Raw genomic sequence first — 26,075 nt, 5'->3', positions numbered from 1 at the left:
CCATGACTGCACTGCTGTTCGAGTCCCTGGCCGCCGATTTGCGGCAGCGGGTCATCGGAGAAGTCCGTTTCGATCCGGGCTCCCGGGCCACCTATTCGACCGACGCCTCCAACTACCGCCAGGTCCCGATCGGGGTGGTGGTGCCGAGGACCCCGGATGCGGCCGCCGCCGCGATCGCGGTGTGCCGCGACCACGATGTGCCGGTGTTGTCCCGAGGCGGCGGCACCAGCCTGGCCGGCCAATGTTGTAACGCCGCGGTGGTGCTGGACTGGAGCAAGTACTGCACGCGAATCGGGCCGGTCGACACCGACGAGGGCACCGTCGTCGTCGAGCCCGGCATCAAGCTCGACGTGCTCAACGACCAGTTGGCGTCGTCGGGCTGGATGGTCGGGCCTAAGCCATCCACTCACGTCAACTGCACCATCGGTGGCATGATCGGCAACAACTCCTGCGGCTCCACCGCGCAGGCCTACGGAAAAATGGCGGATTCGGTTCTGGGGCTGGAGATCCTGACCTACGACGGCACCCGCCGCTGGGTCGCTGAGACCACCGCCGAGGAATACGACCGGATCATCGCCGCCGGCGGCCGCGACGCAGCGTTGTACCAGGGGCTGCGCGCGATCATCGAGGAGTACGGTGACGACATCCGGTCTCGTTACCCGCACATCCCGCGTCGGGTGTCGGGCTACAACCTCGATTCCCTGTTGCCGGAGAACCACTTCAACCTGGCCACGGCCCTCGTCGGCAGCGAGAGCACCCTCGTCACGGTCCTGCGGGCCAAGCTGCAGTTGGTGCGGCGTCCGGCCGCGAGCGCACTGGCGTTGCTCGGGTTCGACGACATCACCACCGCCGGGGATGCGGTGCCCGCGGTGCTCGAACATCGTCCCGCCGCGCTGGAGGGTCTCGACCATCGCCTCGTCGAACTCGAACATTCTCGGCGGCTGGCCGAGAAGGCCTTACGCGAACTGCCCGACGGCAAGGCCTGGCTGATGGTGCAGTTCAACGGCGACACGCAGGAGGAGGCCGACCGTGCGGCGAAGACGATGATCGCGGCGTTGGGCGAGAAGACCGACGGCGCGGTCCTCGACGACCCGGTGCGCAAGAAGGAGGTCTGGGCCGCCCGCGAAGCAGGCCTCGGCGCCACTGCGTATCCACCGACCGGCCCCGAAACACATGAGGGGTGGGAGGATGCCGCCGTACCGCCGGACCGGCTGGGCGACTACCTGCGAGATTTCCGCGCCCTGCTGACCCGCTATGACTATGAAAGCGCCTCGCTGTACGGACATTTCGGCCAGGGCTGCATCCATACCCGCATCCCGTTCGACCTGCGTACCGCCGAAGGCGTGGCAAAGTATCGGCGGTTCGCCTACGACGCCGCGCGGCTCGTGGTCGACTACGGTGGGTCCCTGTCCGGCGAGCACGGCGACGGGCAGTCCCGCGGCGAGTTGCTGCCGATCATGTTCGGCGAGCGTGTCGTCACCGCATTCGAGCGGACCAAGGCGCTGTTCGATCCCGGCAACCGGATGAACCCGGGCAAGATCGTGCACCCGTACCGGCTCGACGAGAACCTGCGCTACGGACCCGACTACCGCCCGGCCGATCCGTCTACGCACTTCAGCTATCCCGACGACGAGCACCGGTTCTCCCACGCGGCGGCCCGCTGCGTCGGCGTCGGCAACTGCCGCGGCCACGAATCCGGGGTGATGTGCCCGAGCTACCGCGCCACCGGTGAGGAGGAGCACTCCACCCGCGGCCGGTCCCGGCTGCTCTTCGAGATGCTGCAGGGTGACGTGATCACCGAGGGCTGGCGGTCCGAAGAGGTGCGTGACGCGCTCGACCTGTGCTTGGCGTGCAAGGGATGTCGCAGCGACTGCCCGGTCAATGTCGACATGGCGACCTACAAGGCCGAGTTCCTGTCCCATCACTACCACAACCGGCTGCGTCCGATGGCGCACTACTCGATGGGCTGGATTCCGTTGTGGGCCAGGCTGGCCGCGGCCGCACCGGGGCTGGTGAATCGCACCGCGCAGACCAAAAGCCTTGGTGCCGCGGTGAAGCGACTCGGTGGAATCGACGAACGCCGCGGTATCCCGGTGTTCGCCCGGCAGCGGTTCAGTGCGTCGTTCGCCGGCCATGTGGCGCCGCCGCACGCACCGTTGGGGCCGGTGGTGTTGTGGCCCGACACGTTCACCAACAATTTCGACCCGCAGATCGCCCAGGATGCCGTCCATGTGCTCGAATCGGCCGGTTTTGCCGTCGAGGTGCCCCGCGGTGCGTTGTGCTGCGGGCTGACCTGGATTTCCACCGGCCAGCTGAGCACAGCCAAACGTGTACTGCGCCGCACCCTGCGGGCGCTGCGGCCGGCGTTGCATGCCGGTACCCCCGTGGTCGTGCTGGAGCCCAGCTGCGCTGCGGTCTTCCGGTCGGATCTGCCCGAGCTGCTGCACGGGGACGAGGACGCGCACCGGCTCGCCGCGCAGACCCACACCATCGGTGAGATCCTGCGGCTGCGCGCCCCGGATTGGCGACCACCGGCGCGGTCGGACACCGCCGTGGTCCAGCAGCACTGCCACCAGCACGCGGTGCTGCACTATCGGCACGAGAGCGCCCTGCTGGAGAGCGCCGGTGTCGATCTCGATGTACTCGATGCCGGATGTTGCGGTTTGGCAGGCAATTTCGGGTTCGAGCGCGGCCACTACGACGTGTCGGTGGCCTGCGCCGAGGACAAGCTCCTACCTGCCCTGCGCCAGGCGCCCGCCGAAACCACGGTGGTGGCCGACGGGTTCAGCTGCCGTACCCAGATTCGTGAGTTGGCGCCGGACCGTCGGCCCCTGCACACCGTCCAGTTGCTGCGCGGCTGAGTTCCTTCCGCGGGTTACTCGCGGTACCTACTTGAGCAGGGCGCGGCTCATCACCACGCGCTGGATCTGGTTGGTGCCCTCGTAGATCTGGGTGATCTTGGCGTCACGCATCATCCGCTCGACCGGGAAGTCCACTGTGTAGCCGGCGCCGCCGAACAGCTGCACCGCGTCGGTGGTGACTTCCATGGCCACGTCGGAGGCCAAGCACTTCGACGCCGCCGAGATGAACCCGAGGTTGGTCTCGCCACGCTCGGCGCGGGCAGCGGCGTGGTAGACCATCAACCGCGCGGCTTCCAGCTTCATCGCCATGTCGGCCAGCATGAACTGCACGGCCTGGAAATCGGCGATCGCCGTGCCGAACTGCTTGCGGTCCTTGGTGTAGGCGATCGCCGCGTCCAGCGCACCCTGGGCGACCCCGACGGCCTGGGCACCGATGGTGGGCCGGGTGTGATCGAGGGTGGCCAGCGCGGTCTTGAAACCGGTACCGGGCTCACCGATGATCCGGTCGCCGGGGATCCGACAGTTCTCGAAATACAGCTCGGTGGTGGGCGACCCCTTGATGCCGAGCTTTCTCTCCTTGGGTCCGACGGAGAAGCCCTCGTCGTCCTTGTGCACCATGAACGCCGAGATGCCGTTGGCGCCCTTGTCCGGGTCGGTCACCGCCATCACGGTGTACCAGCTCGACTTGCCGCCGTTGGTGATCCAGCACTTGGCGCCGTTGAGGATCCAGTCGTCCCCGTCGGCCTTGGCGCGGGTCCGCATGCCCGCCGCGTCCGATCCGGCTTCGCGTTCGGACAGCGCGTAGGAGGCCATCGCCTCACCGGACGCCAGGGACGGCAGCACCTGCTTCTTGAGCTCGTCGGAGCCGCGCAGGATCAACCCCATCGTGCCCAGCTTGTTGACTGCCGGGATCAGCGAGGCCGAGCAGTCCACCCGGGCCACTTCCTCGATCACAATGCAGGCCGCGACCGAATCGGCGCCCTGGCCGCCGTACTCCTCGGGCACGTGAATCGCGTTGAAACCCGAGGCATTCAGGGCCTGCAGAGCTTCCTCCGGGAAGCGCGCATTCTCGTCGACGTCGGCAGCGTGCGGGGCAATTTCCTTCTCCGCCAGCGCCCTGATGGCCGCCCGAAGCTCCTGATGCTCCTCCGGCAGCTGAAACAGATCAAAAGATGGGTTTCCGGCCCAACCAGCCATGATCTTCTCCTTCGCTTTCAGCTTTTGGCTCTCTTGGTTTCCATCGTTGCCCGGACTGCACATCGAGTACATCGCCCTGCTACTTTTGGTACTGAGTACCATATCATTGGCACTCAGTACCCGACGGAGGTGTACCCCATGCCCGGTCTGCCAAGCACTCGGGAGCGCCTGGTGAGCGCGGCGTTCGAGCTGTTCGAAGAACGCGGGTACGAGACCACCAGCGTCGACGACATTGCGGCCCGGGCGCAGGTGGGACGCACCACGGCATTTCGTCAGTTCGGGTCGAAAGAAGCGATGATCTTTCCCGATCACGAGGCGTTGCTGCGCCGCGCCGACGAGAGACTCTCGGCGGTGCCGGCCGAAGCGCTCCCCGCCGAGGTCATCGCGGTGGCAACCACGTCGGTATTCGAGAACTACCTCGCCGAGGGTGAGCGCGCGCGGACGCGCTATCGGCTCACCCGCACGGTAGGAGCCCTGCGCGACTTCGAAACGGCCGTGGTGTCACGGTATGTCCGGCTGTTCACCAAGCACCTTCGGACCGCGCAGACCGCGGATTGGACGGCGGATCTGCGCGCCGAACTGTTCGCCAACGCCGTGGTCGCCGCCCACAACCATGTGTTGCGCCGATGGCTGCGCGGCGACTCGACCAACCCACGATCGGACCTGGCCGAGGCGCTGGCCGCAACGTGGCCGATCTACCGGGGCGGCGGCGGCCGCACCGCAGTGGTGGTGATGTCGACCGATGAACCGATCGAGTCCCTGACGCCACGCATTCGCGGGCTCATCGGGGACTGACTCCTGAATTCAGCCGTCGCCCAACAGGCGATCACGCAAGGCGGCGTCTTTCGCCAGCACCATGGCTTCCAGATCGGCCTGGAACTTGACCATCCGGGCCTGCACGGCGGCGTCGGCCGAGCCCAGGATCCGCACTGCCAGCAAGCCCGCATTGCGAGCTCCGCCAATGGAAACCGTGGCCACCGGTACCCCGGCGGGCATCTGCACGATGGACAGCAGCGAGTCCATTCCGTCGAGGCGGGCCAGCGGCACCGGCACCCCGATCACCGGAAGTGGTGTGGCAGACGCCACCATCCCGGGCAGATGCGCGGCGCCGCCCGCGCCGGCGATGATCACCTCGATACCGCGCTCGGCCGCGGTCTTGGCGTAGTCGAGCATGCGTTGCGGGGTGCGGTGCGCCGAGACCACCCCGACCTCGAACGGCACCTCGAACTCGGCGAGCGCGGTGGCCGCATCCGACATCACCGACCAGTCGCTGTCGCTGCCCATGATGAGTCCGACCTTGGGGCCCGATCCCGTCGCTTCGCTAGTCACCGTGTTCATCCCATCCGTCAGTCCACTCGCCGTGTGACAACCAGTGCGCCGCCCGTACCGCGCGTTCGCGTAGTTCATCCATGTCGGCGCCGATGATGTTGACGTGCCCGAGTTTGCGTCCGGGCCGCTCCCCCTTGCCGTACAGATGTACCTTCGCGTCGGGGATCCGCGCGAACAGGTGGTGCAACCGTTCATCCATCGACATCGCCGGTGTCTCCGGTGCGCCCAGCACATTGGCCATCACCGCGGCCGGTGCGATGGCCGAGGTGTCCCCGAGCGGGTAATCCAATACCGCCCGCAGATGCTGCTCGAACTGGCTGGTGACCGCGCCGTTCATGGTCCAGTGTCCGGAGTTGTGCGGACGCATGGCCAGCTCGTTGACCAAAAGCCCACCGTCGACCGTCTCGAACAGTTCCACGGCCAGCACCCCGACCACGCCGAGCTCGTCGGCCAGCCGCAGACCGAGTTCCTGTGCCGCCGAACCGAGTTCATCGGACAACCCGGGAGCCGGGGCGTACACCTCGACGCAGATTCCGTCACGCTGCACGGTTTCGACCACCGGCCAGGCCGCGCCCTGCCCGAACGGCGAGCGTGCGACGAGCGCGGCAAGCTCACGGCGCATCGCCACGCGTTCCTCGGCCAGCACCGGTACCCCGTCGGCCAGATACCCGGCGACGACATCGCGCGCGGCGGCCAGATCGTCGGCCATCACCACGCCCTTGCCGTCGTAGCCGCCACGCACGGTCTTGATGACCACCGGGCCGTCGATCTCGGCCACGAACGCCTCGACGTCCTCGACGGAGGTGATCTCGGCGAACCGTGGCACCGGGGCGCCCAGGGCCTTCAGCTTGCGACGCATCAGCAGCTTGTCCTGGGCATGTACCAGCGCTTGGGGCGGCGGGTTGACCGTGACACCCTCGGCCACCAGCTTTTCGAGGTGTTCGGTGGGCACATGCTCATGGTCGAATGTCAATGCCGCGGCGCCGTCGGCCGCGCGGCGCAACGCGTCCAGGTCGGTGTGGGAGCCGATGACGACGTCGGGCGTTACCTGAGCAGCGGATTCATCGGGCCCGGCGGCGAGCACCCGCAGGGTCTGCCCCAGCGCGATCGCCGCCTGGTGCGTCATCCTGGCGAGCTGGCCGCCGCCGATCATCGCCACTACCGGAGACGGCCCGTCGGCCGGGGACGGCTTCTTAGGAATTGTCGGCACGCGCTCCATGGTGTCATGCGCCGATTCGTCTCGGCGATTCGTGTCATTGTCGTGGCCGGCGCATTGACCTGCGGTTAAGGCCTGGCTGCACAGCGATGCGGCAACGACGGGCGCATTTCCGTACACTGCCTAGCTGTGTCCTTCGCCGATGCGACAATCGCTCGATTGCCGCGATTCGTCCGTCCGTTCGCCGAGCGGCATCACGAACTGATCAAGTTCGCGATCGTCGGCGCGACGACGTTCGTCATCGATTCGGCGATCTTCTACACCCTCAAACTCACGGTGCTCGAACCCAAGCCGGTCACCGCCAAGATCATCGCCGGCATCGTCGCCGTCATCGCCTCCTACATCCTGAACCGGGAATGGAGCTTCCAGAACCGCGGTGGCCGGGAACGCCACCACGAGGCCCTGCTGTTCTTCGCGTTCAGCGGCGTGGGTGTGCTGTTGTCGATGCTCCCGCTGTACTTCTCCAGCTATGTGCTCGGGCTGCGGGTCCCCGAGGTCTCTCTGACGGTCGAGAACATCGCCGACTTCATCTCGGCGTACATCCTGGGCAACTTGCTGCAGATGGCGTTCCGGTTCTGGGCGTTCCGGCGCTGGGTGTTCCCCGACGAATTCGTCGACAAGCCCGATCTCGCGCTGGAGTCCACACTGACCGGCGGCGGCATCGCCGAGGCGCTGGAAGATCATGCCGAGTTGCACAAGTCCGCAACGGTGACGCCGTTGCGCCGCCCGAGCCGACGCACGAAAGCGCGTCAGCTGGGCGACGATTCCGACCCCGTGTCGAAGAGTTCCTGACCATCGCCGCGGCGCCGGTGGGAACCTACGTCATTTCTTGAAGGCGTCTTTGACCTTCTCGCCGGCCTGCTTCAGATTGCCTTTGGCGTGGTCCGTGCGGCCCTCCGCCTCGGTGTCCTTGTCCCCGGTGGCCTGACCGATCTTTTCCTTGGTCTTGCCGGCAAGTTCTTCGGCCTTGTTCTTGGCCTTGTCCATGGCACTCATGCGTTCCTCCTCAGGATCTTGGCCTGTTGTGCTCGCATGGAGGTTGCCCCGGCACGGTAGGCGCCAAACGCGCATTCGCCGCCGGTGTCAGCTGGGTGATTCTTCGGATCCCAGGGTGTCGAAGACCTCGTGATACAGCAGTGAATGGACCTGTTCCACGCGCGGAATGTCGTGGAATTCCAGGGGATCCTGCGACGCCGATTCGATGATCAGGGTGCCGGTGCGCAGCAACCGGTCGGTGAGTCCGTGGCGGAACTCGACACTGTTGATCCGCGCGAGCGGGATGTCGATGCCCGAGCGGGTCAGCACACCGTGCCGGAACATCACGCGGCGGTCGGTGATGACGAAGTGGGTGGTCCACCAGTTCAGGAACGGCCATAGGGTCAGCCAGCCGACCACGATCAGCCAGATCGCCCCGATCACGATGAACAGCACGTTCTTGGCCGTCGGTTGCCATTCCATCGTGTTGACCACGGCAGCGACGAACGCCGAGGCCGCGGTGGCCAGGATGAGCACCAGGATCGCTCTGATCAGGCGCTTCCAGTGCGGGTGCCGGTGCAGCACCACCTGCTCGTCGTTGGCCAGCACATTGTCCGGGTAACCCACGGCAGCACTCTACGACTCGGAGGCGCGCAGGTGGGTGATGTCACCAGCGGACACCGTCACGCGTTCCGAGCCGGTGTCGATGATGAGGCGCCCGAGTGCGTCGACGTCGATCGCCGTGCCCTCCAAGGTGTTGTCGCCCGGCAGGATCGCGCGGACCCGGCTGCCGATGGTCACGCTGTGCCTGCGGTAGTCGGCGGCGAGACGCTCGTGGGCGGCCGGATCGGTGCTGCGCCAGGTGGTGACCCGATCCCCGAAGCGACGGAGCAGCGCTCGGGCCAACGTGGTGCGGTTGAGGTCGGTGGCCTGCAACTGGGCCAGGGAGATGGCCCGCGGATCGGGTGCCTCCTCGGCGGTCAGGGTGACGTTGAGACCGAGGCCGGTGACGATGACCTGTGCCGGGGAGGCCACCTCGGCCAGGATGCCGGCCAGTTTCCGCAACGAGTCGCCGCCGTCGACGACGACGTCGTTGGGCCATTTGAGGGCTACCTGCACACCGGTGACCTCGCCGACGGCGTCGACGATCGCGAGCCCGGTGGCCAGGGGCAACCAGCCCCACCGGTCGACGGGCACCGCGGCGGCATCCACACCGAAGGAGACCACCACCTGTGAGCGCGGCGGGGCCGTCCACGCCCGGCCGTGCCGGCCCCGGCCGGCCTTCTGGTACTCGGCGAGCAACACCGCGCCGGCGATGTCCTCGCCGGATGCCGCACGGGCCAGGAGGTCGGCGTTGGTGGATCCGGTCTCTGCGACGACGTCGATGCGCTGCCATCCCGAGGCCGCCGGCGCCCCGGCCGGCTCGTCCCGCAGTGCAGTCACATCCAACGGTGGTCTCGTGTTCATCGCTGGTCAGCTTACGGGCAGCCCGGCGAGCACCGGGCCGCCCTCAGGTGAGCGCCACCCGCCGGACCGAGGCGCGATTGTGCCGATACCAGTCCACCGTCTGCTCGATACCGTCCCGCAGTGAGATCGACGGCTGCCAGCCGCTGCCGCGTAACGTGCTGATGTCCAACAACTTTCGTGGGGTACCGTCGGGCTTGCCGGTGTCCCAGGCGGTATCACCGTCGAATCCCACTGCGGCCGCGACCATCTCGGCGGTTTCCTGGATCGTGTGATCGACACCGGTACCCACGTTGACCTGTTGCGGGCCGTCGAAATGTCGCAGCAGATGCAGACACGCCGAGGCCATGTCGTCGACGTGCAGGAACTCGCGGCGCACGGTTCCGGTCCCCCAGTTCGTCACCTGGGGCTCACCGTTCTCGCGCGCTTCGTCGTAGCGGCGGATCAATGCCGGCAGCACGTGCGAGGTTTCCGGGGAGAAGTTGTCGCCGGGCCCGTACAGGTTCGTCGGCATCGCCGAGATCCACGGCAGGCCGTACTGGCGCCGGACGGCCTGCACCTGAAGGATGCCGGCGATCTTGGCGATCGCATACGCGTCATTGGTCGGCTCGAGCGGGCCGGTCAGCAGCGCGTCCTCGGTGATCGGTTGCCGTGCCAATTTCGGGTAGATACACGATGATCCGAGGAAGAGCAGCCGTTCGGTGCCGTGTTGGAGCGCGGCGTCCAGCACATTGGTCTGAATACGCAGGTTCTCGGAGATGAAGTCCACCGGCGCCTGGCTGTTCGCCAGGATTCCGCCGACCCGAGCTGCCGCCAGGACCACCACGCGTGGCTGCGACCGGGCGAAAAACTCGAACGTCGCCGTTCGGTCGGTCAGATCGAGTTCGGTGCGCGACCGCACGATGAGATCACTGAAACCCTCCGCTCGGAGTTTGCGGTGAATCGCCGATCCCACCATGCCGCGATGACCCGCGACGAACGTGGGAGCGGCCGGGTCGAGTGAAATCCCCTCGTGGCCTTTTCCATTCGGTGGCATCTCAGCTCCAGCCTGCCAGCGCCGGCGTATCGCACCAGGGCTTGCCCTGACATTCCAGCCGGGCGATGTCGGCGTCCACCATGATCTGGGCCAGCTGCGGCGTCCGCACCGTCGGGCGCCAGCCGAGCACCCGGTCTGCCTTGTCGGCGTCGCCGATGAGCGCATCGACCTCGGTCGGTCGCAGGTAACGCTCGTCGAAGCGGACATGCTTCTCCCAGTCCAGGCCCGCACGATCGAAGGCGGCGACGAGAAAATCGCGCACCGTGTAGTTGTCCCCGGTGGCCAGCACGTAATCACCAGGCTCGTCGGCCTGCAACGTGCGCCACATGCCTTCCACGTACTCGGGGGCATAACCCCAGTCGCGGATCGCGTCGAGGTTGCCGAGGTAAAGGTGTTCGTCCAGACCGGCTTTGATCCGCGCGGCCGCCCGGGTGATCTTCCTGGTCACGAAAGTTTCACCCCGCCGCGGCGACTCGTGGTTGAACAAGATGCCGTTGACGGCGAACATCCCGTAGGCCTCGCGGTAGTTCCGGGTCATCCAGTACGAGTAGACCTTCGCCGCACCGTACGGCGAACGCGGATAGAAGTTCGTCTCTTCGTTCTGCGGAGGCGGCGAAGCGCCGAACATCTCCGAACTGGAGGCCTGATAGAAACGGCACGGAATCTTCGAGATTCGCACCGCCTCCAACAGCCGGGCCGAACCGATTCCTGTGGTGTCACCGGTATGTTCAGGCTCGTCGAAGCTGACCCGCACGTGTGACTGTGCGGCCAGGTTGTAGACCTCGTGGGGTTCGATGCTGCTGAGCAGCGTCACCAACCGGGCGCCGTCGCTGAGGTCACCGTAGTGCAGAAACAGTTGTGCATGTGGCTCGTGGGGATCGACGTACAGATGATCGATCCGGTCGGTGTTGAAGGACGAGGACCGGCGGACCAGCCCGTGCACCTCGTAGCCCTTGTTGAGCAGGAGCTCGGCCAGATAAGAACCGTCCTGTCCCGTGATTCCGGTGATCAAGGCTTTCTTCTTCGCCTGCGTCACTGCGACATTCCTTTCTGTGCACGCACAAAAGCGCTGGGCGGTAGGTCTTTCGGAGCGTCAGTAGGCCCCGTCACTCAGCAGTACCGCGCGTACGGTTTTCGCGATGATGACAAGATCGGCCACCATCGACCAGTTTTCGACATAGGAAAGATCCAGCCGCACCGATTCCTGCCAGGACAGGTCCGATCGCCCGCTGACCTGCCACAGACCGGTGATTCCCGGCTTGACCAACAATCTGCGTTGGACGTCGCCGTCGTAGGTCTCGACCTCCTGCCGCAGCGGAGGACGAGGCCCGACCACGCTCATCTCCTGCCTGAGCACGTTGATGAACTGAGGCAGCTCGTCGATGCTGTACCGCCGCAAGATCCGGCCCACCGACGTGATACGCGGATCATCTTTGATCTTGAAGAGCACACCGCCTGAGCTCTCGTTGAGCTGCTGCAGACTCTCCAGCTGACGGTCGGCATCCGAAACCATGGTACGGAACTTCAACATTGCGAACGGTTGACCGTCGATCCCGATGCGTTCGGAGGTGTAGAAGACCGAGCCGCGGCTGTCGAGTTTGATGGCGATCGCGGCGACCAGGAGAATCGGTGACGACATCACCAGCGCGAACAACGCGAACAGGAAATCGAAGGCCCGCTTCTCAATTCGCTTTGCGCCGTCGTACTGCGGCTTTTCGACGTGAACGAGTGGGAATCCGGCCACCGGCCGCATCTCCAGACGCGCCCCGGATACGTCCATAACACCCGGCGACACCACCAGATCAATTCCCATGGCCTCCAGGTCCCACATGAGTTTCCGGATACCGTCGTAACCGAAATGCTCCGTGCCGGTGATGGCCACGGTGTCGGCGCCGGATTCCCGGATGTCGTCGAGGGCATAGGCTTCGCCGCCCATGATCGGGATGTCACGATCTCCGACTCGCAACGTCTCGCCGCGCGGCGCGCCATAGCCCGGGATACCTACTGCGACAACGTCGTATCCGTTGCGCGGGTCACGAGTCAGCTCCTGTGCCAGATAACTGACCGCGTCGGCGTCGCCGATCGCCATGACAGCCGTCTGATAGTGGCCCTCGGCCCGCTTCTTGGCCAGATACCGGCGCCACAGCCACCTGCTCAGACACAATGCCACGGTGCCGGCCGGCAGTGCCACCGCCAGGTAACCGCGGGCCACCTCAAGTTGGACCAGGAACGTGATGATCGCCAGCCCGCCGAAAGTCCAAAACGAGGCGGCGGCAACCCGTTTGTACTCCTCGGCACCGGCCCCCATCACCCGCGTCGATCTCGTGCGGCAGATCGACAGGGCCAACAGCCAGATGGCCGCAAAAAGAATCGAGACCGCCGTGATGTAGCCATCGGTGCTCGACAGATCCGGTGCCTGCCCGAACCGGACGTACTGCGCCAGTATCACCGCAGCGCACACCACCAGGACGTCGGTGACGAAGATGTTCACCAGGTATTGCCGCTGCCAGCGAGTGCGGGTGAAGACTTCTCGCGGCATCGTGACGACCGTCATTCCGAATCGTGCACCTCTCCGGCCCATGGCCGGCAGCGATGCTCAACAATCCACTCAAAGCGCAATTGCGACAATCAGTACGACAAGAAACCGCGCAGCCATAGGCGCCATCTATTCGATCAAGCGGTACGTTTCGCAATCTAGCAGTTGACGGCCCACAGTGTCGGCTCACCGGTGCTCCGATACTGCCGAACAACGCGATGTTTCTCACGTTTAGGCAGCGCAGTGTCATATCCAAACAGCGCAATGTCATATCCAAACAGCGCAAGGCCGTATCGAACGACGAGGCGGCACAACCCGGATCGCTCAGGTGGCCGATTGGTGGTTAACCTGATTCCGATGGTGCGATCGGGTTCTGCCGGCGATGGGCAGCTGCGGTGGATGATCGTGGGCGCGGTAGCCGGAGCCGTTGCCCGCCATCTGTTATTCGAAATATGGCACTCTCCTGGCGCGCTCTTGCTGGTCACGCTGATCGTGGCCGCCGTCTGCGGTGCCGCCATCGGGTCCGTGCTCACATGGCGGGTCCGCACCCAGGTTCGCGGGTTCGTCATGGGGCTGGCCGGAGCGGCAGCCAGCCTCAGCGGATATACCGCACTGGCGATGGACCAGCCGGCCTCTGCCACGATCGCCTATCTTGTGCTGACACCGGTGTGCATATTGGCGGGGTTGTGTGCCGGTGCACGTGCCGGATTGGCGTTACCCGGCACTGCGCATGGGGATAGTGACTCATGATCACCGATCTCGCGCTGGTCGGCCTGGGGGCCGCGGTCGGTGCCCCGGCGGCGGTCTACCTCTACCGAAATGCCGATCGCTGGCGCATCACTGCGTTCAACTGCGTGGTGTGTGCGCTTTTGGGCTGTCTCACCGCGGTGCAATCCACGGCGGACTCGCCGCCCGCCCTTCTGCTCGTCGGTGAGGGCCTGTTGGTGACCGCCGCGCCCATCACCACCGTGCTGCTACCGATGGCCGCCTTCAGCGACCGCACCCACACCTGGCAGGCGATTCGGCGCGCGGGCCGGGCACTGGCGATAACCGGGTTGTATTGCAGCGCATTTGCCCTACTGGGTTATCTGAGTGTGTACGTATTCGCCGGTGTGCAGTACAAGTTGAAGTGGTAGCCGAGCGGCGGTGGAGCTCATTCACACTTTCCCGACTCCATGACCGCCTTGCCCAGTGCGAAGAACTGGTACAGGTAGGTGTATTCCCATGAGCCCGCGGTCAGGTGGTAGTCGCGGGGCACCGCCCGCATGATCGTGGATTCCGGCGACGACGAGAAGCACCGCCGGAAGATGAAGCGAGCCCGGGGCAGGTGGTACTGCCACGATGCGACCACGACTGTCTTCCAACCTCTTTCGCGGGCCAACTGACGGATCAGCAGTGCCTCGCCCAGCGTGGTAGAGGGTTTCGGTTTCACGCACAGCACTTCGACACCGCGCACCCGGGTTTCGCACGCCCGCCGGATCACCGGATCCGAGGCGCGGTACGGGTTGGACAGCACCAGCACCGGTGCAACTCCGTCGCGCACCAACTGGAGACCGTAGTCCTCACGACCGTCGTGTTCGCCGCCGAGCACGAAAACGGCGTCGGCATGACGCAGATCATCCTGTGCCGCATGACGGAACACCACGGTTCCGGTGCCTGCCACGATCAGTAGGCCCACCATCACAATGGTGGCGATGACCGTCAGTGCTCGACGCGCGAGACGCCGCCATCGCCGTCCGTTGTCTGCGACCGTCGCAGTGTCGCCGTTCGATTCGTCTGTCACGCGGGCTGCCTGTCCACCTGTCGGGCGTCGGATCGAACGTCGGCGTACAACGTGAGAAGTTCACGGGCCACGGCTGCCATGCTGAACACCTCGGTCGCGGTCCGTCGCGCGGCGGCGCTCATCCGCTCGCGCAGCCCACGATCGGCGATCAACATGTGGATCGCCTCGACGAGCGCCTCCTCGGATTCGTCGACCACGATGCCACTCCCACTGTCGCGCACTGCATTCGCGAGCCCGCAGCTTTCGGTGACCACGACGGGCAGACCGACGGACATCGCCTCGAGCACCGACATCGGGAAGGGCTCGGCCACCGACGGCAGCACGTAAACCGACGCGGCGGCCATCCGCTCGGTCGTGTGCTCGGGCGGCAGTGCCCCCTCCCAGGCGATCGCGTCCTCATCGGCACCGGACTGTGATATCGCCGCACGCACGGCGGCGCCCTCGCCTTCGTCGGGACCGATCAGGGTGAATCGGGCCGCGCAGTCCTGCGCCAGCAGACGTGTAGCCGCTCGCACGAACAGGGCGGGCCGTTTTCGCGCCTGCAGCCGCGCCAGGTAGAGCACCTCCACGTCGTTGTCGGCAACTCGGTCGGCACCCACGTCGGGACCGGGTTCGTAGCCAGGGACGCCGTTGGGCAGATGCTGCACCGCGGCCGCCGGTTGCACACGCAGCAGTGCCGCCCGCTCCGCCTCGGTCAGGTAGAGAACGGCAGCCGCCCGGCGCAGAATGGGCCGGACCAGAATGCGGTCCAAGAGCGGTGCAATCGGATGGTCGCTGTCGGCGACCATCCCGTGCGTCTGCACGATCAGCCGCTTGCGCAGCATCAGCGCGATCAGCGCGGCGGGCAGGGTGATCAGGTCGCGCGCCAGGTGGACATGGACCACGTCGAAGGTTTTGCGGTGGCGCACCATCCACAGCAACATGGCCGGGGCGAGGAGTCCGGAGAAACCGAGCATGGGAATCACGGTGCGCGCCTTGCTGAGCCGGACCGGAACACCGTCGAGGCGGGTGGGGATCTCGCGGTAACCGCGGACCGCACCGGCCACGACGGCGTGATGGCCATCCGCACGCAGTTGGCGGGCCTGGTTGAACGCCACCCGGACGGGTCCGCCGTAGGCACCGTCGGGCGTGATCAGGGTGACGACGTGCAGCGCTGACGTCACCGCCGACTCCCGCCGTCAACCATCTCCGCCGCGAGCACATCGATGCTCGGCCACGGTTCGCGTCCCGGAGCGACGGCAACGGCGGGGATGTCGGTCCCGTCGGTGCGCCGCGGTGGTCCGGCCTCGATGTCGGTGGCCTGCCTGGCCGCGCGCCGTACCAAGGTGACACCGACCAGCGCCGCAACGGTGCCGGAGACCGCCAGTGCGATGGCGACGCCGGTTGCCGTGCCCACCAGCACCCCGGCGCCCAGACAGAGACCGAGCTGAAGGCAGATCTGGAACAGCTTGACCCGCAATACCGTTGTGCTCATGCCCTGCGCCTGGAAGAAGCTGTACACACTCACCATCCAGCACATCGCCGCGCACTCGATCCCGAGATAGACCACAAGGGCACTGGCATACGTCCAGGTATCCCCGAGGATGACCGACCCGAGCTTCGCCGGGACAGCGGCCAGGCACACGCCCGCCAGCAGGGTGAGACCCGATGTGAGCATCGAGGTTTTCACGAGCACACGCCACTGCTGATCGGCCGAGGACGACATCCGGCGGGCATGGGGGACGAACACCAGCGGCAGCGCGGACACCAGCATCGCGATCGGGCCGAACAACGTCGCACCCCCGCGAAGGCCGGCCGCGGCCGTGCCGCTCACCACCACCGTCACGGTCAATGTCACCAGGCTGGCCCCAACCTGGTTGAGCGCATAGACAATTCCGAATCTCAACCGGGCCCGGCCATACTCTCGCCACCAGTCGGTCAGACGGTGGCGGCGCGGGTAAGTGCCCAACACCGACATGAGCGCCAGGGCAGACAGCAGGCCACCCGCGCCCCACAGGTACACCGTGGCCGCCGCCGAGACTCCGGACGTCAGGAGGTTCATCAGGTAGATCGTCACGATCCAGACTGCCCACAGCCCATCGCAGATCGCGGCGACGAGTGGCCGGCCCTGGGCGATGGCGACGAATCGCAACACATCCTGGCCCAGGACACCGACCATGCTGACGGCGAACGCCAGGCCGATCCAGAATTGTCCGAATGCCGAGGACAGGGCCAGCAACACTCCGCCGGCGACGGCCGCCGTCACCAGCGAAAGGCTGGTCGCGTACCCGCCTTCTACCGAGATCTCCGCCCGGCGCATGTTGCTGGTGAGCAACAGGGCAGTACCCAGCGCACCTCGATTGAATCCGATCCAGGTGGTGGCGACCGTGACGAGCAGGGCGACGATGCCGAACTGTTCGGCCGGTGAAACTTGCGCTACCGCAAAGACCATCAACGCATTGCTGGCGCTCGAGAGCACTTGGTCGGCGGTGGTGACCACCGCTGTCGATCGCCCTCCCGGCGACCGGGTGAGCTCAGCGGCCATGTCACCGCCCCTTTCGCGCACCGCTGGCTCCGGCGAGCACCAATTGCGAGTCGTCCGCCACGATGGCGGCCAGGGCGGCGTCGATCGTGGCCGGGTCGAAGGTTCCGGCGTAGTACGACGCGGTGAGGTGCAGTTCGGACCCGACCCGGTTGATGGCCAACGAGATCTGATTCGAGTAACGCACCGGCGCCTTGCGGACGAAATGGTGACCGTCCGACGTGTGGGCCCAGGAAATCTTGTTGCCTGCCGCCGAATTGGCGTGGTCTGTGACGACGATCCGGGCGCGGCGGCTACCGGTCTGCCACCGAGGCAGATCGGCGGGACGGGTCCGCAGCCGTGCGGCGTAACCCATCCCGTATCGGACCAGGGCACGACAACCGTGGGTGTACTCGTGGACGGCGGCGGCGATCGATCCCGCCTCGTACGGCGCTGCGACCTGAATCGGTGCGACACCCACGAAATTCGACAACGTGCCCACTCCGGATGGCAGATACCTGCCGAGATCCACCAGCAGGGCGACGTCGTCTTCCGGCGTTATCCCGGAAGAGTGCAGGGCCCGCATGAACGCCGAGAGGATGAGGGCGGACAGCGGCGCGCGCGGCAGGTATCCGTCACGGTAAGCCCGCACCAGGTCCAGGAAGCCGGGCTGACTTCGCCTGTACGCCAGCGCTTCCCGGTCATCGAACTGCCCGGTGGGGACCACAGCGGCGCCGCCACTTCGAAACGGCTCGTCCAGCGCACCGATCAGTCGCCTCGGTTGGGTCCGGATGGTGTGCATCAGGGCGCGCAGACCCGGGTTGCGGCTCGCCGTGGCGGGCGCCGGTTCGGCGAATCCGGTTCCACCGTCGCCGGCTGCGGCGATCACCTCGCTGAACAGCCGGCCCCCGCCCAGTCCGTGATCGAAGTCGAGGAACAGCCAGCGGTCGGCGATGTGAATGTGCACGGTGGCCGGCGGCACCGCGGGCCCGTCGGCCAGCAGGTCGAGCATCGCCCGGGCCGGATCGGTCATATCCGGCATCGGCCCGGCAGTGACCACGATCCCGCCACAGTCGGGGTCGAAATCCCACTGACGTGACGCACGGCTGGGCCGCAGGCCGAGCCGATGCTGCGGACCCGCTGCGGCAATGCTCTGCAAGCGTGCCTTGAGCTGCTGGGGGTCGAGTACTCGTTCCAGCGGACCCACCAGATAGGTCGCCGACTGCCCGGCGTAGAAGCAGTCGTTACGGCTCACCTTCACGCTCATGCCGCGTTGTCCCGCCGACGGTGCGCCAGACCGGTGATCCACTTCTCATACCGCGCAACCGCATTCGACGCGCTGAGACGCTCCCGGGCATACGCCGCGCCACGGCCGGCGAACTGTTGTCGACTCTGCTCGTCTCCGGCCAACTGCCGCACCGACTCGACCAGAGCGTGCGGATCACCGGGCGGAATGACAAGTCCGGCGCCGGAAGCCCGGAGTTCGTCGGCACTTCCGCTCGTCGGGTCCGTGGCCGCGAGTATCGGCTTGCCCGCGATGAAGTATGACGTCAACTTGCTCGGCACGGCCATCTCCCCCACGCCGGCCCGCTCGTTGACGAGCAGGATGTCCGCAGCGGACAGGGCGGCACGGAACTCGTCGCCCGGCAACGGATCGATCAGCTGAACGGTCGGTGTGTCCCGCGCCAGATCGTCGAGCATGGCGCGTTGGTTGCCGTCGCCGATCAGCACGAATCGCATTCCGCCGCGGTGAGGGTGCCCGCTCTCGGCCACGGCAGCTGCGGCGATGACGTTCTCCAGGCCCTGCTTCACGCCCATGTTGCCGGTGTGCAGCACCACGGTTTCGTCGGGCCGCCACCCGAACTTCTGCCGCACGGCCGCCGGTCCGCTCACGGGGGCCTCATCGGCGATGTGCGTCCAATTGCGGATGACCTCCAGGTCACCGGTGTCCACCCCGATCTCCGCCAGTGGGTCGGCGAAGCGGGGGTGAATCACCGCCACCGCGTCCGCCATCCGCAACACCGCAGATTCCAGCCGTGCGGTCGCCGCTGCGGAGCGGCCTCCGGCGGCTCCGGTCTCCACCACACCCTTGCTGTAGACATCCTGCACCACCACCCCGACGGGCACCCGGGACAGCCTGGCCCGCAACACCACTGCGGCGGCGGAAAGCAACGCCGGACTGATGACGATGACGACGTCGGGATCATCCCACTTGTGCGTGGCGGCAGCCGTACCGAACGAGGCTTCCATCCGGATCCGCCCGCGGTTGCTGTGCTCGGTCGGTACGTGATGCCCGACCCGGTGCACGGTCACGCCCGCCGCACTTTCGGTGCGCCGCCGGACGCCGCGGTACTGGTCTGCGACCCGCCACTGGGGATAGTGCGGCACCCCGGTGATCACCGTGACATCGTGCCCGCGGGTGGCCAGGCCTTCGGCGATACCTGTTGTGTACGGGGCGATCCCGGTCACTTCGGGCGCGTAGTTGATTCCGACGATCGTCACCCGCATGTCGTCCCTCTCGTCGCCCGTGGCGGAAACACCGTCGCGGCGGCCGGAACGTCGTGTGTGACGAGCGTGGTTGCGGCAATCGTTGCCCCGTCACCGATGTGCACGCCGCGCAGCACGGTGGAGCGCGCGGCCACCCAGACCCGGTCACCGATCGCGATGGGACCGTTGTCGAATTCGAATGTGGCGCTGGTGCGGTCGTGACTTCCGGTACACAGCAGCACGCCTTGGGAGACACACGAATTCGAGCCGATCGTCACCTTTTCGAGATTGAGAATCCAGACGTCTTCACCGATCCACGAACTGTCGCCGACCTCAAGCTTCCACGGCCAGTGGATTTTCACGTCATGCCGAATGAGCGTGCCGCGGCCGATCGTGGCGCCGAATACCCGAAGTACCGCAATCCGTAACCGGTTCGGCATCCACCACCGGAACAGCACGGATCTCGAGACGAGTAACCAGACGAGCTGTATCGGCAGGCTCCGGCCCCGGTCGTAACCCCGGCCGGTGAAACCGGCGAGCGAGAATTGATTGCCGATCGGCGGTGGCGCGATCGATGAGGGTGTTGACGTTGGTGCGATCAGTGGCAAGCTCCCGTCACTTGGGCGACACGCGGACGTCCATGGCGAGAATCACGTTGTAGCTGTGCAACTCGACCCGACAATGTTTGCTTGTGGACATCCAGCGGCGCCGTACCGGCACGTGTGGCTACGATCTCCGTCGCTGGTCCAGGTCATCGACACCCGGTCTGATTCGACCCCGGCGCCCCGACCTTACGCAGACCGACCTTACGCAACTGAACCGGATCTCGCAGCAGCCCCCGCGTATCGAACGCCGCAGAACGGGGCGTCAGACCGCGGTGTACTGCGCCCCGCCCGCACTGAAGACCGCGAAAACCCCTGGCAGACCACGCACTGACGCACATCGGCACGCTCGCCGGGGTGAGTGACGAGCGCCACAGTTGTCCACGCGGGCCGTGCTCGGTTCCGGGAGGTCCGGGATTTTCAGTAGATTCGGCACGGACTGCCCGATCCTGGCCGTCATGCCGTTGGCATGACACCGCAAGAAAGGTGCACCCATGCTGGAAATGCTTTGCTGGCTTCTTCTGCCACCGTCAGCGTTCAAGAACCGGGTACTGAGGTCGTTCGGGCATGCCGTCGCCGCCACGGCCAGAATCGGGCCCACGCTCGTACTGAACGTCGATCGGTTCGAGGTGGGCGAAGGTGTCCGGTTCGGATTGTTCAACGTTGTCCGGGGACTGAGTTTGGTCCGCTTCGAGGAGCACGCGGCGATGGAATCGTGGAATTGGATCTCGGCGCATCCGAGCTACCAGCAGATCGACGCGAAGGCCGGCACGTTGTTCGTCGGCTACGGCGCGAAGCTGGGCAGCAGGCACTACGCGGACTGTTCCGGCACGATCGTCCTGCGTGAGTACGCCGCTGTCGGCGGAAACCGTTGTCTCCTACAGACACACGAGCCCGACTTCGTACACAAGCGGCAGACGGTGGGACGAGTGACAGTCGGGCACCACTCGCTCGTCGGCAGCGGCGCCGTGATGCTCAAGGACAGCCAACTGCCCGATCAGTCGGTATTGGCGGCCAATTCCACCATGACCCAACGATCGGCGCCGGAACCGAAGCGCGGCCTCTACGCGGGTTCGCCGGCAACCTGGAAGCGCGAGACCCCGGGCGCCTACTTCGAACGGGACAGCCTGAGCATGACCGAGCATGTGATCGACAGCCCGATGGGGGTTTTGAGCGAGGATCTTGCCACCGGCCGCTACCGGGTCCGCCCCGGGTGATTCGCCGTGGTGGCCAGGTTGTCGGCCACCTCCTGCTGCCAGAGTTCGTTGGCGTGGGTGGTGTCGACTTCCTGCTCGAAGCGATCGGTCATCTCGGAGGTGACGTCGGCGAGGTCCACATAGAACTGTTCGTACCACCGGCGATGGTGGTAGACGGGGCCGTCCTCCTCGGTCAGCAGCGGATTGTCGATGCGGGCCTTGTGTTTCCAGATCTCGACGTCCTCCATGTAGCCGTCGCCGAAACTGCGGCTCATCGTCGCGGCGAGTTTCTCCGCCTTCTGGCCGGGTAGAGCAGGATTCTGCTGGACGGCGACGCCCCACTGCAGCACGAAGGAGTCGTGTGTCACCGGGTAATGACAGTTGATCAGGGCGATCTCGACGGTGAAGTTCGGGGCGAGATCGTTGTGCAACCAGTTGATCATGTACGCCGGACCGAAATACGTTGCCTCTGAACGCAGATAGGTACCGTCCCAGAGCTCGCGCGTGGCGTAATCCGGACGCGGCTTGGACTCCATGAACTGACTGGCGGTGTGGCCTTCGATGACGTTCTTGAAGAACGTCGGGTAGGCGTGGTGGATGTAGAAGAAGTGCGCCATGTCGACGTTGTTGTCGACGATCTCGCGGCAGTGCGACCCTTCGATCAGGATGGAATTCCATTGCCAGGGCGACCAGATGCCCTCGTCGTAACCTTCGATCGTGGGCGGGGTCAGCTCGGCGGGCGGAATGGATCCTTCCGGGTCGTGCCAGACCAGCAGCTGACCGTTGACCTCGGTGGTCTGCCATTTGCGGGTTCGCGCCAGCCGCGGCGTGCGCTTGGCGTACGGCACCAGCTTGCACTTTCCGTCGCTGCCCCAGCGCCAGTCGTGGAACGGGCAGGCCAGGTTGTCGTCCTTGACCGTCCCCATCGACAGGTCGCCGCCCATGTGCCGGCAATAGGAATCCAGCACGTGCAGCGCGCCGGCGGAGTCGGCGTAGACGACGAGCTTGGTGCCGAACGCCTCGATCCCGTGCGGCTGCCCGTCCCGGAACGTCTCGGCGAGCCCGAGGCAATGCCAGCCTCGGGCGAACCGTGTCATCTCGGTGCCGGCGTCGATTTCCCGAATATCGGTCATGGCTTCCTGCGTAGCATGTCTTTGACCGCCAGGTGGCTGAACAGCATGCTTGTTCCGATCGGATTTCCGCCGCCGGGATAGGTGGTGCCGCTCGGTGCGGCCATGGTGTTGCCCGCGGCGTACAGACCGGCGATCACCTGCCCGTCGGCGTCGAGCACCCGGGCGGCGGTATCGGTACGTAACCCGCCCTTGGTGCCGAGGTCGGAGATCCCGAACACGGCGGCGTGGAACGGTCCCTTCTCGATCGCGACAAGCGGGGACGCGCCGCCGGAGAACGCCCGGTCATACGCCTCGTCGCCGCGCCCGAAGTCCTCGTCGGTGCCGGACGCGACGAATGCGTTGAAGCGTTCGACGGTGGCGGCCAGGTTCTCGGCGGGCACACCGATCGTGGCGGCGAGCTCGTCGAGCGTGTCGGCGGTGTGCCAGAGCCCGGCCTCGACGTAGCGTTGCGAGTCGACCATCGAGACGTTGGTGGCCTTGACGGGTGGCACCAGGCCCTCACGATCGTCGTAGATCATCCAATACGGCAGCGTCATCGAACCGTCGTCGAGCCGCGCCAGGATCGCCCGGCCGATCCGGTCGTAGGGCGCCGACTCGTTGACGAAGCGCTGCCCGTTCTGGTCGACGAAGATGCCACCGGTGAACCACAGCGCGAACGCCGACCGTCCGTCGGGATGCGTCAGGCCCGGTGACCACCAGGCCTGGTCCATCAGATCCACGTCGGCGCCGACGGCCATCGCCGCCTGGTGAGCACGGCCCAGGTTCGCCGGCGGGCCCATGGTGTCGCGGGCGACCCCGGGCACCCCATATTCCTGCCGTAGCTCGTCGTTGCCCTCGAAGCCGCCTGCCGCGAGCAGCACACCGCGCCGCGTCCGGATCGCCTGCCGTACCCCGTCGGTTTCGACGATCGCGCCGGTGACGGCCCCGTCCTCGACGACCAGCTCCACCAGTGCGGTATTCAGCCGCAGTGAGTTATCCGGGTACTGCTCAATGGCTTTCAGGAACCGGGCGATCAACGCCCGGCCGCCGATGAAGTAGTCGTCGGGCTGCTCGGCACCGAGCCGGTCGGCGTCGAGCGGTCCGCGCACCAGCTCGCGCAGATGCGGGGCCTTCTCCACCTTGAGCGGACGGGCCGCGATGTGGCGCTGCCCGTCGGTCCTGGCCTTGGGCGCCTTGCCGAAGTAGTCGGGCCACGGCATCGGCGCGAACTTCACGTTGTCGTCGGCTTCCAGGTATTCGATCAAGCCGGCACCGCCGCGGACATAGGTGTCCTGTAGTTCTCTCGGCGTGCGGTCACCGACGACGGCGTGGTAGTACTCCAGGGCGTCCTCGATGGTGTCGTCGGTGCCGGCCCGCGTCAGCACCGGATTGCACGGGAACCACACCCCGCCGCCACCGGAATACGCCGTGGTGCCGCCGAATTTGTCGCTGGCCTCCACCAGGATCACCGACAGCCCTTCGCGTGCGGCCGTGTAGGCGCCGGTCACGCCTCCTCCCCCGGACCCGGCGATCAAGACGTCACACTGGTCATCCCACTTCATAGGTACCGCTGCCTCCCGTACTGTGCGAACTCGGCGTCCAACGCCTGCGCGTCATCGTCATCCATCAGCCGGTATTCCGGCGCGCCGCGTCCCATCCACCGATACACGTGGTCGTCGGTGTGCCAGCGCTGCCGTTGCAGTTCACGTTTGAGGACCTTGTTCGATCCGGTGACGGGCAGGTTCTTCGAGATCCGCAGGAACCGCGGGAACCCCTTGGCGCCCAGGTCATCCTGGCCGGCCAGGAAGGACACGAATGCCGCAGCATCGAAGCCGGGGGGATCGGCCACCTCGATCGCGGCCATCACCTGATCACCCGACCGCGGATCGGGCACCGCGTACACACCGGCCGCCACCACATCGGGGTGACGGCGCAGCACTCGTTCGATGGTCAGCGCCGAGGTGTTCTCACCGTCCACCCGGATCCAGTCGCCGCGCCGGCCGGCGAAGTAGATGAAGCCGTTTTCGTCGAGATAACCGAGATCGCCCGTCCAGTACCAGCCGTTTCGGATGCGTTCGGCGTTGGCCTCGTCGTTCTTGTAATAGCCCTCGAACGTGCGGGTGCCGAACTTGTCGACGATCTCGCCCACGGCCTCGTCGGGATTGAGCACCCGGCCGTGCTCATCGAAAACCGCTGGGGCACAGTCGGTCAGTGCCTCCGGATCGACGATTGCCACCCCGGCGTGCGCCGGTCGCCCCAGCGCGCCCGGCGGCATGTCCGGCGCCAGCACCACTGCCCCACCGCCTTCGCTGGAGCCGTAACCCTCGAACAACTCGGCGGCGAAGCGGCCGCGGAACGCCCTCTGATCGTCGGGCGAGGCCTCCGTGCCGAAGCCGCGGACCAACGGGTTGTCGGCGTCGTCGGGTTGTTCCGGGGTCGCCATCAGATAGCCGAGCGCCTTGCCCACGTAGGTGAAGAACGTCGCGCCGAAGTACCGCACGTCGGGCAGGAATCCCGACGCCGAGAATGTCGGCGTCAGGCACACCGTGGCACCCACCGACAACGCCGGCGCCCACAACGCCATGATCGCGTTGCCGTGGAACAGCGGCATGCAGCAGTACTCCACGTCGTCGCGCACGTGACCAAACTTTTCGGCGGCCGCGTAGGCGATGACAGCCAGCCGGCCCTGCGTGCAGATCACCGCCTTGGAGGCGCCCGTGGTGCCGGAGGTGAACAGCAACAGCATCAGGGAGTCGGCATCGACCCCATCCGCCAGCGCGGGCGCCACCCGGTGCGCGTCGAGCGCCTCGGCGTAGTCCGGAGCGTCGATCACCAGGAACCGGTCGGGGGCCAACCCGAGATCGAGGCCGCGCAACCGCTCGGCGCCTGCGGTGTCGGTGACGATCAATTGACAATCGGCGAGCCGGATTTCTGCCGTCAGCTCGGCCGCACCGCGAGTCGGGTTGATCCCCACGATGGACGCGCCGACCAGCGCCGCACCGCCCAACCAGAACACGAAGTCGGGCACATTCTCCAGCAGTACCCCGATGTGAAACGGCCCGGCTACGCGCAACGCCTGGGCCAGTGCCCCGCGCGCGGCCGATTCGGCGACCACCTCATCCCAGGTCCAATCCCGGTCGCGGGTACGCAATCCCAGGTGTTGGTCGCCGACCCGGTCCAGCAGCATTGCACCGATCGAGTCCCGCAGCGGGTCAGGCATCAGGCACTGGTCCGCAGATCGAGGTAGGCCTGCGGCAGGTCTTCTTGCGACAGCTTCGTCACGTTCACCACTCCAGGGTTATACGAGTCTTCACCGAGCACGAGGCCGTTTTCGTCGATCGGCCACAACAGCAGCTGGCGGAACACGACCAGATAATCGGCCGCCTCGTCGTCGACGGGGATTCCGATCGCGGCGGCCGCCGCACCGGGATAGATCTGCTTGAGAAAGCCCTCGGTGACCAGGCAGTGATCGTCCACGACGAGGCGGGTGATCTCGAACTCCAGCACGTTGCTGCCGCCCTCAACGAACGCCTCGTAGTAGGCCTGTACCCCGGCTTTGGACTTCGGGCCGATGTCGTCTGTGCCGGTCGCCCAGAAGTGGTAGTCCGCCTCGGGTGCAACGGTGGCCATGAGCCGTTCCAGGTTCGGTTCGGCCTCGGCTTTCATGTGTGCGATAACCGTGCCGAGGACCACCCGGTGACGTTCGTCGGTCGTGACGGCCAGGCGTTCTTCGAGCGGTTGCCAGGTGCGGGTGGAATCGATGACGGCCATGTCGGTCTCC

Annotated in this window: 25 protein-coding genes; 6 read left to right on the top strand and 19 right to left on the bottom strand. The window is 66.2% G+C overall.

The window, feature by feature from the left end; translation table 11 throughout:
* The first annotated feature begins 2 nt into the window (after positions 1 to 2).
* A complete protein-coding gene (locus A5740_RS03680) occupies positions 3 to 2,861 on the top strand; it encodes an FAD-binding and (Fe-S)-binding domain-containing protein (protein WP_076191581.1) in 2,859 nt (952 codons plus the stop codon).
* A 27-nt stretch (positions 2,862 to 2,888) separates the two neighbouring features.
* Here the strand turns inward: A5740_RS03680 and A5740_RS03675 are convergent, their stop codons facing one another.
* Positions 2,889 to 4,058, bottom strand: a complete 1,170-nt coding sequence (locus A5740_RS03675; RefSeq protein ID WP_076191781.1) for an acyl-CoA dehydrogenase — start codon at positions 4,056 to 4,058, stop codon at positions 2,889 to 2,891.
* A gap of 138 nt (positions 4,059 to 4,196) precedes the next feature.
* On the opposite strand from A5740_RS03675, the gene A5740_RS03670 reads away from it, so the two are divergent.
* On the top strand, positions 4,197 to 4,853 hold the full coding sequence (locus tag A5740_RS03670) for a TetR/AcrR family transcriptional regulator (protein ID WP_076191579.1): 657 nt from the start codon (positions 4,197 to 4,199) through the stop codon (positions 4,851 to 4,853).
* Positions 4,854 to 4,862: 9 nt separating this feature from the next.
* Here A5740_RS03670 and purE read toward each other — a convergent pair whose 3' ends face one another.
* Positions 4,863 to 5,396, bottom strand: coding sequence for a 5-(carboxyamino)imidazole ribonucleotide mutase (gene purE / locus A5740_RS03665; RefSeq protein WP_175616151.1), 534 nt, complete (start codon positions 5,394 to 5,396; stop codon positions 4,863 to 4,865).
* Positions 5,380 to 6,606 (bottom strand): 5-(carboxyamino)imidazole ribonucleotide synthase, encoded by a 1,227-nt coding sequence (locus A5740_RS03660; RefSeq protein WP_083653927.1) that lies wholly within the window; start codon positions 6,604 to 6,606, stop codon positions 5,380 to 5,382. Before A5740_RS03660 ends, purE begins: the two co-directional genes overlap by 17 nt.
* Before the next feature lie 126 nt (positions 6,607 to 6,732).
* On the opposite strand from A5740_RS03660, the gene A5740_RS03655 reads away from it, so the two are divergent.
* Positions 6,733 to 7,395 carry a GtrA family protein gene (locus A5740_RS03655; RefSeq protein ID WP_076191578.1) on the top strand — a complete coding sequence of 221 codons (663 nt, stop codon included), beginning with the start codon at positions 6,733 to 6,735 and terminating at the stop codon, positions 7,393 to 7,395.
* A gap of 30 nt (positions 7,396 to 7,425) precedes the next feature.
* Here A5740_RS03655 and A5740_RS03650 read toward each other — a convergent pair whose 3' ends face one another.
* From A5740_RS03650 to A5740_RS03625, 6 genes are all read right to left on the bottom strand, one after another.
* Complete coding sequence (locus A5740_RS03650) at positions 7,426 to 7,599, bottom strand: CsbD family protein (RefSeq protein WP_076191576.1); 174 nt, start codon at positions 7,597 to 7,599, stop codon at positions 7,426 to 7,428.
* Between the two features lie 87 nt (positions 7,600 to 7,686).
* Positions 7,687 to 8,205, bottom strand: coding sequence for a PH domain-containing protein (locus A5740_RS03645; RefSeq protein ID WP_076191574.1), 519 nt, complete (start codon positions 8,203 to 8,205; stop codon positions 7,687 to 7,689).
* A 9-nt stretch (positions 8,206 to 8,214) separates the two neighbouring features.
* On the bottom strand, positions 8,215 to 9,045 hold the full coding sequence (locus tag A5740_RS03640; protein ID WP_076191572.1) for a biotin--[acetyl-CoA-carboxylase] ligase: 831 nt from the start codon (positions 9,043 to 9,045) through the stop codon (positions 8,215 to 8,217).
* 43 nt (positions 9,046 to 9,088) lie between these two features.
* Positions 9,089 to 10,078: a GDP-L-fucose synthase gene (locus A5740_RS03635; protein WP_076191570.1), complete on the bottom strand. Its 990-nt coding sequence runs from the start codon at positions 10,076 to 10,078 to the stop codon at positions 9,089 to 9,091.
* Between the two features lies 1 nt (position 10,079).
* Positions 10,080 to 11,114: a GDP-mannose 4,6-dehydratase gene (gene gmd / locus A5740_RS03630; protein ID WP_076191569.1), complete on the bottom strand. Its 1,035-nt coding sequence runs from the start codon at positions 11,112 to 11,114 to the stop codon at positions 10,080 to 10,082.
* A gap of 57 nt (positions 11,115 to 11,171) precedes the next feature.
* Positions 11,172 to 12,632 (bottom strand): sugar transferase, encoded by a 1,461-nt coding sequence (locus tag A5740_RS03625; protein ID WP_076191567.1) that lies wholly within the window; start codon positions 12,630 to 12,632, stop codon positions 11,172 to 11,174.
* A 339-nt stretch (positions 12,633 to 12,971) separates the two neighbouring features.
* On the opposite strand from A5740_RS03625, the gene A5740_RS03620 reads away from it, so the two are divergent.
* Together A5740_RS03620 and A5740_RS03615 are read left to right on the top strand one after the other, a co-directional pair.
* Positions 12,972 to 13,364 (top strand): hypothetical protein, encoded by a 393-nt coding sequence (locus tag A5740_RS03620; protein WP_076191565.1) that lies wholly within the window; start codon positions 12,972 to 12,974, stop codon positions 13,362 to 13,364.
* On the top strand, positions 13,361 to 13,750 hold the full coding sequence (locus tag A5740_RS03615) for a hypothetical protein (RefSeq protein WP_076191564.1): 390 nt from the start codon (positions 13,361 to 13,363) through the stop codon (positions 13,748 to 13,750). Before A5740_RS03620 ends, A5740_RS03615 begins: the two co-directional genes overlap by 4 nt.
* A gap of 17 nt (positions 13,751 to 13,767) precedes the next feature.
* On the opposite strand, the gene A5740_RS03610 is transcribed toward A5740_RS03615, so the two are convergent.
* From A5740_RS03610 to A5740_RS03585, 6 genes are read right to left on the bottom strand one after another with little or no spacing between them, the layout of a single operon-like run.
* Positions 13,768 to 14,397: a YdcF family protein gene (locus tag A5740_RS03610; RefSeq protein ID WP_254849067.1), complete on the bottom strand. Its 630-nt coding sequence runs from the start codon at positions 14,395 to 14,397 to the stop codon at positions 13,768 to 13,770.
* Positions 14,394 to 15,560 (bottom strand): glycosyltransferase, encoded by a 1,167-nt coding sequence (locus A5740_RS03605; RefSeq protein WP_139334907.1) that lies wholly within the window; start codon positions 15,558 to 15,560, stop codon positions 14,394 to 14,396. Before A5740_RS03605 ends, A5740_RS03610 begins: the two co-directional genes overlap by 4 nt.
* Complete coding sequence (locus A5740_RS03600; protein ID WP_139334906.1) at positions 15,557 to 16,921, bottom strand: hypothetical protein; 1,365 nt, start codon at positions 16,919 to 16,921, stop codon at positions 15,557 to 15,559. The genes A5740_RS03605 and A5740_RS03600 overlap by 4 nt, the downstream gene beginning before the upstream one ends.
* A gap of 1 nt (position 16,922) precedes the next feature.
* Positions 16,923 to 18,164 carry a hypothetical protein gene (locus A5740_RS03595; RefSeq protein WP_139334905.1) on the bottom strand — a complete coding sequence of 414 codons (1,242 nt, stop codon included), beginning with the start codon at positions 18,162 to 18,164 and terminating at the stop codon, positions 16,923 to 16,925.
* On the bottom strand, positions 18,161 to 19,405 hold the full coding sequence (locus tag A5740_RS03590; protein WP_076191559.1) for a WcaI family glycosyltransferase: 1,245 nt from the start codon (positions 19,403 to 19,405) through the stop codon (positions 18,161 to 18,163). Before A5740_RS03590 ends, A5740_RS03595 begins: the two co-directional genes overlap by 4 nt.
* Complete coding sequence (locus tag A5740_RS03585; RefSeq protein WP_371454710.1) at positions 19,396 to 19,824, bottom strand: DapH/DapD/GlmU-related protein; 429 nt, start codon at positions 19,822 to 19,824, stop codon at positions 19,396 to 19,398. Before A5740_RS03585 ends, A5740_RS03590 begins: the two co-directional genes overlap by 10 nt.
* Before the next feature lie 656 nt (positions 19,825 to 20,480).
* Here A5740_RS03585 and A5740_RS03580 point away from each other — a divergent pair.
* Positions 20,481 to 21,203: a hypothetical protein gene (locus A5740_RS03580; RefSeq protein WP_076191557.1), complete on the top strand. Its 723-nt coding sequence runs from the start codon at positions 20,481 to 20,483 to the stop codon at positions 21,201 to 21,203.
* On the opposite strand, the gene A5740_RS03575 is transcribed toward A5740_RS03580, so the two are convergent.
* Genes A5740_RS03575 through A5740_RS03560 form a run of 4 tightly spaced genes read right to left on the bottom strand, consistent with a single transcriptional unit; the run spans position 21,182 to position 26,065 of the window.
* Positions 21,182 to 22,315, bottom strand: coding sequence for a Rieske 2Fe-2S domain-containing protein (locus tag A5740_RS03575; protein ID WP_076191555.1), 1,134 nt, complete (start codon positions 22,313 to 22,315; stop codon positions 21,182 to 21,184). The genes A5740_RS03580 and A5740_RS03575 overlap by 22 nt on opposite strands.
* Positions 22,312 to 23,856, bottom strand: a complete 1,545-nt coding sequence (locus A5740_RS03570; RefSeq protein WP_076191554.1) for an FAD-binding protein — start codon at positions 23,854 to 23,856, stop codon at positions 22,312 to 22,314. Before A5740_RS03570 ends, A5740_RS03575 begins: the two co-directional genes overlap by 4 nt.
* Positions 23,853 to 25,514, bottom strand: a complete 1,662-nt coding sequence (locus A5740_RS03565) for an AMP-binding protein (protein WP_076191552.1) — start codon at positions 25,512 to 25,514, stop codon at positions 23,853 to 23,855. The genes A5740_RS03570 and A5740_RS03565 overlap by 4 nt, the downstream gene beginning before the upstream one ends.
* Positions 25,514 to 26,065: a nuclear transport factor 2 family protein gene (locus A5740_RS03560; protein ID WP_076191771.1), complete on the bottom strand. Its 552-nt coding sequence runs from the start codon at positions 26,063 to 26,065 to the stop codon at positions 25,514 to 25,516. Before A5740_RS03560 ends, A5740_RS03565 begins: the two co-directional genes overlap by 1 nt.
* Positions 26,066 to 26,075: the final 10 nt, after the last annotated feature.

The organism is Mycobacterium sp. GA-1841, from assembly GCF_001954135.1.
Taxonomy (GTDB): Bacteria; Actinomycetota; Actinomycetes; order Mycobacteriales; family Mycobacteriaceae; genus Mycobacterium.
Note: the sequence above shows the minus strand (reverse complement) of the source record. Positions and strands in the feature narration are given on the sequence as shown.